This window comes from Undibacterium sp. TC9W (assembly GCF_049339865.1).
Lineage (GTDB): Bacteria > Pseudomonadota > Gammaproteobacteria > Burkholderiales > Burkholderiaceae_D > Undibacterium.
In genome coordinates this window covers 1-255 of record NZ_JBMPPJ010000098.1, presented here as the reverse complement: position 1 = coordinate 255, position 255 = coordinate 1, and the positions used below count along the sequence as shown (strand labels likewise).

The 255-nt window shown below is 53.3% G+C and carries 1 protein-coding gene; it reads left to right on the top strand.

Annotation, left to right across the window (positions count from 1 at the left end; translation table 11 throughout):
• On the top strand, positions 1-255 hold a 255-nt coding region (locus ACO0LN_RS30400), incomplete at both ends, for a hypothetical protein (RefSeq protein WP_422980511.1).

Below are 255 nucleotides of genomic sequence, written 5' to 3'. Positions count from 1 at the left end.
GCTACCAAGCTGCTAACACAACAACACACGTAGAACGTCTGACTATCCGCGCACTGGACAACGTCAACGTTGCTAACGCCACTGTTGGTGTATCGATCGATGCAGGCGCATTGACAGCACAATCTGCACTGGACGTGACTCTGGCCCGTGGCGCCAACTTCCTGAGCCTGGGTGCTGGTAATGACCGCGTGGTATTGCTGGGTAACTATGTTGCCGGTACTTACAACGTGACAGAAAACGGTGTGAACCTGAATG